This window comes from Limnohabitans sp. (assembly GCF_044373035.1).
Taxonomy (GTDB): domain Bacteria; phylum Pseudomonadota; class Gammaproteobacteria; order Burkholderiales; family Burkholderiaceae_C; genus Limnohabitans_A.
Genome location: NZ_JBILQU010000103.1, coordinates 1 through 9,473 on the forward strand (window position 1 = coordinate 1; position 9,473 = coordinate 9,473).

Here is a 9,473-nt window from a genome sequence, read left to right on the forward strand (position 1 = left end):
ACAAAGCCAGTCCGGCCAGAAGCTTGAGCACACAAGGCAGCAGGCCATAAGCCAGGCCCAGCGCCAGCACGGCATCGGCACCCTGCTGGCCCGGGGCATAACCCCACAAGCCGAGCAATGGCAAAGACAGACCGGCGGCCAAAGCCAGATTGAGTTTGGTGGCCAGATTCCACCAGCCCATGAAGGCGCCGTCTGTGCGGCCGCGCTCACCGCAGCGGTCGATCAGTTGGTTGAGCAAGGCACCGGGCACGGTGAGGTCAGCGCCCAGCGCCATGCCCGACAAAGCACACACCACCAAAAACCCGGTGGTGTCGCCTGCGCCCAGCGTGATGACACTCACAAAAGCCAGCACCGACAAAGTCATGCCCGTGGCCCAGGTGCGCAGCAGGCCGATGCGGTCGATGACCTTGAGCCACAGCGGAAACGACAGCGCTCCAGCGGCGAAATACAAACCCAGAAACAGCGGCTCCATGGCTTTGGGCGCTTGCAACAGGTCTTGCACAAAAAACAGCACCAGCGTGGCGGGCACGGCGCTGGCCAGGCCATTGAGCATGAACACCATCAGCAAACGGCGAAAGCCCGCGTGCTTCCAGGGCTGCCAAATGCTGCCCACCGCATGCCCGGGAACCACCGCAGTGGACGGTGCCAAAGCGCTGCACGCAACCCGCCGCCAAGAGAACAAGCCCAGCGCCAGCATGAGCACCAGCAAGGCCGTGGTCGGCCCCCAGCCCCACAGCGTGGGCAGGGCAGACGCCAGCAACACCCCGATCAGTGCAAAGCCCTCACGCCACGCCACCCAGCGGCTTTGCGCAATGCCCCCGCCGCCTTGCCGCGCTGCCCAGGCCTGGTGCAAGATGCCCAAACCGCTGTAGGCCAGGTGGCTGAGCGTGAGCGCTGCGCCCACCCACACCAGCAAACCCGTGGGCGACAGGGCCGCCGCAGGCGGAAAAAACAAAGCTGCAAAACCCAGCGCCACGGCCAGCGCCATCAACACCGCCGCCAGCCACACGGCCTGCCACGAGTGGCGGTACAGCTTGTCGCCCCACCGCCCAAGCCACGGGTCCACCACCGCGTCGATGCTGCGGCTGAGCAACAGCACCGCGCCCAATGCGGCCAGCGTCACGCCGTACTGCTGGGCGTACACATTGGGCAAATGCACATACACCGGCAAAGCCACAAACGCCAAAGGCAAGCCCAACAAACCATAAGCGGCCGAAGTCTTGCGCTGCACAGCGCTGGGGGTCACCGGGGCCATGTCATTCATGGTTGAAGGCCTTGCAAAAGTTGCGCACGCATCTTGGGCTCGGAGGTGCGTTCGTCGAGCCATATGCCAAAAAACAAACGTGCGAAATTCACGTCTTTGACGATACCGGCACGTTGCCCATTGACCCAAAATTCGGCCCCCTCACCGGGCAGGTTGATGCCTGTGATGCGCTCACCCGCGCTGACGTTGGGAAACATCTCACGCATGGCCGCCAGCCAGCTTTGTGATTGCGCATCGGTGAAGCTGCCCACACGCCGCATCTCTTCAATCGAACGGCTGGCAATGGCCGAGCCTTCCAATTTGCGCAGGTATTGCAGTTCCAGGGCAAAGGCTTGTTGCATGGCCTGCGTGTGCCGAAAACCCCGGGGCGTCCACAACCTGGCGTCATACACCTCAAATCCCCAAACCCGCAGGCGCACCGGCGCGGTGGGCACCACGCCGCCCAAGCCCGCCACTTCGGGGCGGCTGTAGGCCGCATTGGGGCTGGTCACGCTGGTGCTTTGCGCTTGTGCTGCGCCCAACAAGCCACCCCAAAAGACCAGAAAAAAGCCGTATCGCCAGCCGTTTTGCAGCAGCCAGGACATGGCGCGGGTTGTCAGTGAGGTGTGCATGGGCATTAGCCAGGTTTGACCAAGGTGAACTGGATCACGTCGATGCTGGCTTCGTCGAAAGCCGCTTCGCAGTAAGCCAGATAGAAGGACCACAGGCGGATGAAGCGGTCGTCAAATTTGAGCGTTCGCACAGAGCCCAACTGCGACATGAAGCGCTCGCGCCAGCGGCGCAGGGTTTCAGCGTAATCAGGGCCAAAGTTCAGCTCATCGACCACCTTCAGGCCAGCAGCTTGCGCTTGTTTGCGAAATTCGCTGGGGCTCGGCAAACAACCGCCCGGAAAGATGTACTGTTGAATGAAATCGGTCGATTGCAAGTACCGCTCAAAAAACCGGTCGTCGATCGTGATGCTCTGCACACACGCACGGCCACCGTGCTTGAGCATGCGGGCGATGGTCTGAAAGTAGGTGGGCCAAAAGGCCTGGCCCACCGCCTCGATCATCTCGATCGAGCACACCGCGTCGTAGGGGCCATCGTCAATGTCGCGGTAGTCTTGCAGCCGCAAATCCGCTTTTTGCTGCACGCCATGCGATTGCATGCGTGCGTTGGCAAAAGCCAGCTGCTCGGTGGACAAGGTCACGCCGGTGATGTACGCACCAAACTCGGTGGTGGCCGCTTCAGCCAAAGCGCCCCAGCCGCAGCCGATCTCCAGCACCCGGTCGCCAGGTTGGGCGTTCACCATGCGCAGGGCGCGACGCACCTTGGCTTTTTGGGCTGCGGCCATGTCTTGGCTGTGATCGCCTTCAAACCAAGCCGATGAGTAGTTCATCGTGCCGTCCAGCCACAGTTCGTAAAAAGCATTGCCCAGGTCGTAATGGGCGTGGATATTTTTGCGGCTGTTCGTCCGGTTGTTGCGGTTGAGCAGGTGCTTGATGCGGTAGAACAAACGCCCCAGCCAATGGCCGTAAATGGCGCTTTCAATGTGGTCGCGGTTGGCAATGGTCAAGCGGAGCAGGGAGGCCAGGTCAGGCGTGGTCCAGTCGCCCGCCATGTAGCCCTCGGCAAAACCAATGTCACCCGATTTCAAAACCTCGGCGCACATGTCCCAGCGGTGAATGTGCAAAGCTGCAAACGGGGCCTCGTGCGTGCCAAAAACCTGGTTGTTGCCATCGGGCGCGTGCACCGTGAGCGTGCCAATTTTCAGGTGCGTCAACAGGCTGAGCAGACGTGCAGCGGCTTTGGGCAGGCTGGCGTGCGAAATGCTGGTGGTGCGGTGGCCCAAGGCTTGGGCGTTGTCGGCGGTCTTCATGGAGGGCGGCATCCGGTAGGGTCCAGTGTTCATCGGGTCACAAAATCGCGGGGCGGCTCCGGCTTGCGACAAAACGGTACTTTTTTCAGCCACAGCAAGAGCGCATGCCAGTGGATGCGGGCCACCACACCCAGTGTGAGCAGCGGATAGCGCCACATCACGCGGTGCAAGGCCTCGGCGGTGGCGGGCTCGAGCACGCCGCTCCAGCTGGTGTCGATCAAGGGGCCATCGGCGTCGGTATGGTCCACACGCGCCACGATGCGGTCTTGTCCGTTGTGCTGCGTGCGCATGAAGCGAAAGCGGTACTCGCCTTGCACATCGCAAAAGGGCGAGACATGGAAGACCTTGTGGGCCAAAATCGTTTGGCCGTATTGCGGCTCGGGCAACAGGTAGCAATGCCGCTCGCCAAAGGTGTTGTTCACCTCGGCCACGATGGCGGCCAAGCTGCCATCGGCGCGGTGCGCGTACCAAAAGCTCACGGGCTTGAAGGCATGGCCCAACACACGCGGAAAGGCTTGCAACCAGACCTCGCCTGTGGCGTCCTCGATGCCTTCTTTGTCCAGCATGGCATCGAGCCAAGCCAAGGCCCCGCCGGTCTCGGCCGATCGGCCATCGCCGTGGTCGGCATCGTGAAAGGCAAACCATGCGCGGCGGTTGATGGCCAGATCCGTGCGGCACACACCCGCTTGCAAGCTGCGCATGGGCAGCATCAAAAAAGCGCTCGGGTAGACGAACGCGTGGTGGGCCGGGCGGTGGCGCGTGTGGCGCACTTGGCCCCAGCCAATGAGTGCGGTGGCTGAGGTCATGCGGCCAGTTTTTCCTGAAGGCCGCCTTGCTCGTGGATGTGTTTGAGCAAGGCGCGGCCCACTTGCAGGCCCGACTTGAGGCCATCTTCATGAAAGCCATAACCCGTCCACGCCCCGGCGTACCAGGTGTGGTGCTGGCCTTGCAGCAAAGGCACGCGTTTTTGCGCCTCAATCGCTTTAAGGTCAAACACCGGGTGCGCGTAGTCGTATTCGCCCACGATGGTGGCCGGGTTGATGGGCTGCAATGGGTTGAGTGACACCACCACGGGCTGGGCAAATGGGATGCGTTGCAGCAGGTTGAGCAGGTAATGCAGGCACACGCGCGAGGACTCGCGCTCGGTGCTGGCTGCGCGTTCGTAATTCCAGGCGGCCCAAGCCTTGGGGTTGGATGGCAATACGCTGGCATCGGTGTGCAGCACGGCACGGTTGTCTTGGTAACGGATGTCGCCCAACACCTTGCGCTCCTCACCTGAGGGCTCGCGCAGCAGACACAGCGCCTGGTCGGTGTGGGTGGCGATCACCACTTCGTCAAAGCGTTCGGCATGACCGTCGGTGATGATGCGCACGCCTTGCACATCGCGCTCGATCAAACGAACCGGGGTGCTCAGGCGCTTGTCGTGCACGCCCACCAGAATTTTCTCAACGTAGTGGCGCGCACCCCCCACCACGCTGAACCATTGCGGGCGGTTGGTCACCTGGATCAGGCCGTGGTTGTGGCAAAACCGGATCATGGTGGCCACCGGAAACTGCAGCATCTGGTCGGTCGGGCAACTCCAGATGCAGCCCAGCATGGGCAAGAAATACCAGTCGCGAAAAGACGCGCTGAACTTGTGCGTGCGCAAAAATTCAACCAGTGGCTGCTGCAGGTCTTGTTCGCGCTGGGCATTGGCGATGCGGGTGCACAGCGCATTGAAGCGCATGACATCGGCCAACATGCGCCAAAACCGTGGGTTGACCAAGTTGCTGCGCTGGGCGAAGACGCTGTTCAGGTCGGTGCCGCTCCACTCCAGCGTCTTGCCATTCACCGCCCCCGGCACCTTGACCGAAAACGACATGTCGGACGGCGCGGTTTCAACCTGCAGTTCAGCAAACAGGTTGATCAGATTGGGGTAAGTGCGTTCGTTGAACACCAAAAAACCCGTGTCCACGCCGTGCGTGATCGGGCCTTGAGGTGTGGGCAGGGTGATGTCCACCGTGTGGGTGTGGCCGCCAAAGTAGTCGCCCGCCTCGAACAAGGTGATGTCGGCATGGTCTTTCAGGGTGTGGGCCACGGCCAGACCGGAAATGCCAGACCCCACGATGGCCAGTTTCATGCGTCGGCTCATGGTTTGGCTTTCAGCGCTGTGTCGATGGCAGAAATCAGGGTTTTGCTTTCCGGCCCCGTCATGCTGCTGTACTGGTCAATGACCTTGCCATCCCGGCCAATCAGGTATTTGTGAAAGTTCCAACGGGGCTTTTGGCCGGTTTGGGCGGTGAGCTGCTTGAACAAGGGCGCGGCACCATCGCCCGTGACCTGGGTTTTGGTGAACATCGGGAATTTCACGCCAAAGGTGCTTTCGCAAAAGGCGGCGATGTCTTTGTTGCTGCCTTTTTCCTGAGAAAAGTCGTTCGAAGGAAAGCCCAGCACCACCAAGCCACGGTCTTTGTATTGGGTGTTCAGCGTTTCCAGGCCTTTGTACTGCGAGGTGAAACCGCAAAAACTGGCGGTGTTGACCACCAGCACCACCTTGCCCGCGTACTGACAAAGTGACTGCGGCTTTTCGTCTTGCAGGCGGTCAAAGCTGTGGTTCAGAATGGCCGGGCAGGCGGGTGCCTGAACAGCCGTTTGCGGGCTGGCTTGCGCCGCTGCCAGCCCCAGGCCCAGCATCGCAGCCAAGGCGACCAACACCCAGTTGAGGCCCCATTTTTTTACCAGAGAGTGGTTCATCTGTACTTGAATACTCATTTTGTGACTAATCAGTTTAAACTTGTTTCTCTTGATTGTCACGTACACCCTCAGCCAGCGGAGAACAACATGCCCAAAACCCCGGGGTTCAAAGGGAAAAAACAAAGTTTGCCTCAAAAGCCGTGCGCGGTTTGTGGCCGCGCCATGGTGTGGCGCAAAAGCTGGGCCAAGAACTGGGACAGCGTGCTGTACTGCAGCGACCGCTGCAGGGCAGACAAGTCTAAGCCCGTCAGAACCTGACCCCCATTCTGAACACCCCCTCCCACGAAAGACAAGGCATGACACGTCACCTGATATTGGTTTTGGGCGACCAGCTGGGCTGGGACAACCCGGCCTTGGCCGATTTTGACCCCGACCAAGACCGGCTCTTGATGATCGAGGCCGACAGCGAAGCGGGCGAAGTCTGGAACCACAAAGCCCGGATCGCGATTTTCTTGTCGGGCATGCGGCACTTTACAAACGTTGCGCACCACCGCCGCTGGCCTTGTACTTATATGAAGGTGGACGACGCCGAGCTGCCCCCGGACTTTGCGGGTCGCTTGGCACTGGCCCTGCACACCGACCCACCCAAAGCCTTGGTGGTGATGGAAGCAGGGGCTTGGCGAATGGAGCGGCTGATCGAAGACGCTGCCGAGCAAGCTCAGGTGCTGCTGCGCTGGGTAAGCGACACGCACTTTTTGTGCAGCCGCGCCGAATTTGCCAAGTGGGCCGGCGACAAAAAAGAGCTGCGCATGGAGTTCTTTTACCGCGAGATGCGCAAACGCCACGGCATCTTGATGGAAGGCAAAGAACCCATCGGCGGCCAATGGAACTATGACGCAGAGAACCGCAAAGGCTTTGGCGCGAAAGGCCCGGGCACCGTGCCCCCGCCCGCGCGCTTTGCGCCCGACCGCGTCACGCAAGACGTGATCGCGCTGGTGCGAGAGAGATTTGCCAGCCACCCCGGCACGCTGGACAACTTTGCTTGGGCCCTGACCCGCGAAGACGCTTTGGTGGCGCTGCAGCATTTCATTGACCAGCGCCTGGAAAACTTTGGCGCTTGGCAAGACGCGATGTGGACCACCTTGCCCTTTGGCTGGCACGCGCTGGTAGGCAGCAGCCTGAACCTGCATTTGCTGCACCCACGCGAGGTGATCGTGGCCGCCGAGCAGGCCTACCACGCCCGCGGCTTGCCACTGGCGAGTGTGGAGGGCTTCATCCGCCAGGTGCTGGGCTGGCGCGAGTTCATTCGCGGGGTGTACTGGCTGGACATGCCGCACATGGCCGAGGCCAACCACTATGGCCACACCCGCGATTTGCCCAAGTGGTACTGGACGGGTAACACCCACATGGCCTGCATGCAAGCGACCATCGGCCAAAGCCTGCAACACGGCTACGCGCACCACATCCAACGCCTCATGGTGACCGGGCAATTTGCTGTGCTGGCAGGGCTGTCGCCGCAGCAGGTCAGCGCTTGGTACCGCGCCATGTATGTGGACGCGGTGGAATGGGTAGAGACGCCCAACACCTTGGGGATGGCCCTGCACGCCAACGGCGGGCGCTTCACCAGCAAACCCTATGTGGCCAGCGGCCAGTACATCAGCCGCATGAGCAACTACTGCAAAGGCTGCCGCTACCAGCCCGAAGTGCGCACCGGCCCCAACGCTTGCCCCATGACCACGCTGTATTGGGATTTTCTGATCCGGCACGAAAAAGACTTCTCAGGCAATCCGCGCACCGCGCTGATGGTCAAGCATGTGGGCAAGATGAGCGCAGAAGACAAGGCGCAAATTGGGCTGCGGGCTGGGGCAGTGCGGGCGGGGTTGGACAAGGTTTGAAGAAAGTCCGAACCCAAGACGGGTTTTATAAGCAAGTTACAGATGTTATAGAATTTCAATAACTTAGCTAATATACTCATCAATGAATCCGATCACCAACCCTTACAACCCCGGCGCAGGCACGCCCCCGCCTGAGCTGGCCGGTCGAGATGAACTGCGCGAAAAGGTCAGGATCTGCATTGAGCGACTGCGCATCGGCAATTCAGCGAAAAGTCTGATTTTGGTGGGTTTGCGAGGCGTTGGAAAAACAGTTTTGTTGGACCGCATGCGCTCGGATGCAGAGGGCACAGGCATCCAGACTTTGCGCATTGAAGCACCCGAAAACAAATCTTTGCCAGCGATGCTGGCACCCGAATTGCGCAAGGCCCTCTTGCGCATGAGCACCAACGAGTCAGCCAAGGAAGTTTCACAAAGAGCCCTGCGTGCACTGGCGGGTTTTGCCAAAGGTCTAAAGCTCAAATTTGCCGACATCGAAGTGGGCTTTGACTACGAGCCTGAGCGCGGTCTGGCCGATAACGGCGAACTGGAGTCCGACTTGACTGCGCTGTTGGTTCAAACCGGAGAGGCGGCCAAGGCCGCAAACACCGTGATGGTCATGTTCATCGACGAGCTTCAGTATGTCAAAGAAAGTCAGTTTGCGGCCCTGATCGCTGCGCTGCACCGCTGCGCACACTTGCGTTTGCCCATCACGTTGGTGGGGGCTGGCCTGCCGCAGTTGCTGGCCCTGGCCGGTGAGGCCAAGTCGTATTCAGAACGCCTGTTCGAATACCCGCAAGTCGACAAACTCAACACAAGTGCCGCAATGGATGCTTTGCGCAAACCCGCACAACAACTGGGCGTGAACTACACCGACGATGCAGCGTTGGCCATTGTGGAAAAAACCCAAGGCTATCCTTATTTTTTGCAGGAGTGGGGCAAACACACTTGGGATGTGGCCACCACCAGTCCGATCACTTTGGATGTCGTGAAGACCGCAACGCAACTGACCATCGCCGGACTCGATGAAAGTTTCTTCAAGGTGCGGCTGGAACGAACCACACCCGGTGAACGCCGGTATCTGCGTGCCATGGCAGACTTGGGGCCTGGGCCACACCGCTCCGGGGACATCGCCAATCAATTGCTGAAAACCGTCAGTACACAAGCACCCGTTCGCTCCAGTCTGATCCGCAAAGGCATCGTCTGGAGCCCCACCCACGGCGACACAGCCTTCACGGTACCCCTCTTTCACGAATACCTGCTGCGCACCGTACTCGCCAATTCATAGCAGCACACAAACCCGTCATTTGCGCCGACTGATTTGTTGGAGCACATGCTGCTTGAACGCCAGTGCCAGCGGTGACAGTTTTTTGCCAGCTGGATAGACAATGTGCCAGGCCGAGGGCAGGGGAAAGCCCTGCACGTCAATCACAGTCACGCCGTTTTCTTTTTGATGGCCATGCAGGGCATGGCGCGAGACCACGCCCACACCCAAGCCGCCTGCGACGGACTCCTTGATGGCCTCGTTGCTGCCCAGCTCCAGACGCACATCAGGGCGGAACTTCATTTGACGGAAAAACTGGTCCCCCGCCATGCGCGTGCCCGATCCTTTTTCACGAAAAATAAAGCGCCGCTCAGCCAACTCTTGCAAAGGCACGGCGCTGCGTTTGGCCAGCGGGTCGGATGTCGGCGCGATCACCACGATCGGGTTGGGCATGAAGGCCTCGTCGCCCAAGTCCATGTCTTTGGGCGGCATGGACATGATGTACAGGTCGTCCAGGTTATCTCGCAGCCGTTGGACTACGCC

The 9,473-nt window shown here is 60.3% G+C and carries 10 protein-coding genes; 3 read left to right on the forward strand and 7 right to left on the reverse strand.

Features of this window, described 5'->3' with window-relative positions:
• From ACIQ47_RS12920 to ACIQ47_RS12945, 6 genes are all read right to left on the reverse strand, one after another.
• Nucleotides 1–1,264: MFS transporter (locus ACIQ47_RS12920; protein ID WP_396438505.1), on the reverse strand; the 1,264-nt coding region annotated here is incomplete at its 3' end.
• Complete coding sequence (locus tag ACIQ47_RS12925) at nucleotides 1,261–1,875, reverse strand: chalcone isomerase family protein (protein ID WP_396438506.1); 615 nt, start codon at nucleotides 1,873–1,875, stop codon at nucleotides 1,261–1,263. The genes ACIQ47_RS12925 and ACIQ47_RS12920, both read right to left, overlap by 4 nt.
• Nucleotides 1,876–1,880: 5 nt before the next feature.
• On the reverse strand, nucleotides 1,881–3,134 hold the full coding sequence (locus ACIQ47_RS12930) for a class I SAM-dependent methyltransferase (protein WP_396438513.1): 1,254 nt from the start codon (nucleotides 3,132–3,134) through the stop codon (nucleotides 1,881–1,883).
• A gap of 17 nt (nucleotides 3,135–3,151) precedes the next feature.
• The gene (locus ACIQ47_RS12935) at nucleotides 3,152–3,928 is read right to left on the reverse strand and encodes a DUF1365 domain-containing protein (RefSeq protein WP_396438507.1); all 777 of its coding nucleotides are present in this window, start codon (nucleotides 3,926–3,928) and stop codon (nucleotides 3,152–3,154) included.
• Nucleotides 3,925–5,241, reverse strand: a complete 1,317-nt coding sequence (locus tag ACIQ47_RS12940) for an NAD(P)/FAD-dependent oxidoreductase (RefSeq protein WP_396438514.1) — start codon at nucleotides 5,239–5,241, stop codon at nucleotides 3,925–3,927. Before ACIQ47_RS12940 ends, ACIQ47_RS12935 begins: the two co-directional genes overlap by 4 nt.
• Before the next feature lie 8 nt (nucleotides 5,242–5,249).
• Complete coding sequence (locus ACIQ47_RS12945) at nucleotides 5,250–5,855, reverse strand: glutathione peroxidase (RefSeq protein WP_396438508.1); 606 nt, start codon at nucleotides 5,853–5,855, stop codon at nucleotides 5,250–5,252.
• An 87-nt stretch (nucleotides 5,856–5,942) separates the two neighbouring features.
• Between ACIQ47_RS12945 and ACIQ47_RS12950 the strand changes: the two genes are divergently transcribed.
• The 3 genes from ACIQ47_RS12950 (at nucleotide 5,943) to ACIQ47_RS12960 (ending at nucleotide 8,954) form a co-directional block, all read left to right on the forward strand.
• Nucleotides 5,943–6,113: a DUF2256 domain-containing protein gene (locus tag ACIQ47_RS12950; protein ID WP_396438509.1), complete on the forward strand. Its 171-nt coding sequence runs from the start codon at nucleotides 5,943–5,945 to the stop codon at nucleotides 6,111–6,113.
• Nucleotides 6,114–6,151: 38 nt separating this feature from the next.
• Nucleotides 6,152–7,690, forward strand: a complete 1,539-nt coding sequence (locus tag ACIQ47_RS12955; RefSeq protein WP_396438510.1) for a cryptochrome/photolyase family protein — start codon at nucleotides 6,152–6,154, stop codon at nucleotides 7,688–7,690.
• 82 nt (nucleotides 7,691–7,772) lie between these two features.
• Entirely contained in the window at nucleotides 7,773–8,954 is a 1,182-nt protein-coding gene (locus ACIQ47_RS12960) for an AAA family ATPase (RefSeq protein WP_396438511.1), read from the forward strand.
• A gap of 15 nt (nucleotides 8,955–8,969) precedes the next feature.
• Here the strand turns inward: ACIQ47_RS12960 and ACIQ47_RS12965 are convergent.
• On the reverse strand, nucleotides 8,970–9,473 hold a 504-nt coding region (locus ACIQ47_RS12965), incomplete at its 5' end, for a LysR substrate-binding domain-containing protein (RefSeq protein ID WP_396438512.1).

Bases quoted from the DNA above. Each gene is read 5' to 3' on its own strand.
- ACIQ47_RS12925 (WP_396438506.1), bottom strand. From the start codon at position 1,875: ATGCACACCTCACTGACAACCCGCGCCATGTCCTGGCTGCTGCAAAAC.
- ACIQ47_RS12950 (WP_396438509.1), top strand. From the start codon at position 5,943: ATGCCCAAAACCCCGGGGTTCAAAGGGAAAAAACAAAGTTTGCCTCAA.
- ACIQ47_RS12960 (WP_396438511.1), top strand. From the start codon at position 7,773: ATGAATCCGATCACCAACCCTTACAACCCCGGCGCAGGCACGCCCCCG.
- ACIQ47_RS12955 (WP_396438510.1), top strand. From the start codon at position 6,152: ATGACACGTCACCTGATATTGGTTTTGGGCGACCAGCTGGGCTGGGAC.
- ACIQ47_RS12945 (WP_396438508.1), bottom strand. From the start codon at position 5,855: ATGAACCACTCTCTGGTAAAAAAATGGGGCCTCAACTGGGTGTTGGTC.
- ACIQ47_RS12935 (WP_396438507.1), bottom strand. From the start codon at position 3,928: ATGACCTCAGCCACCGCACTCATTGGCTGGGGCCAAGTGCGCCACACG.
- ACIQ47_RS12930 (WP_396438513.1), bottom strand. From the start codon at position 3,134: ATGCCGCCCTCCATGAAGACCGCCGACAACGCCCAAGCCTTGGGCCAC.
- ACIQ47_RS12940 (WP_396438514.1), bottom strand. From the start codon at position 5,241: ATGAAACTGGCCATCGTGGGGTCTGGCATTTCCGGTCTGGCCGTGGCC.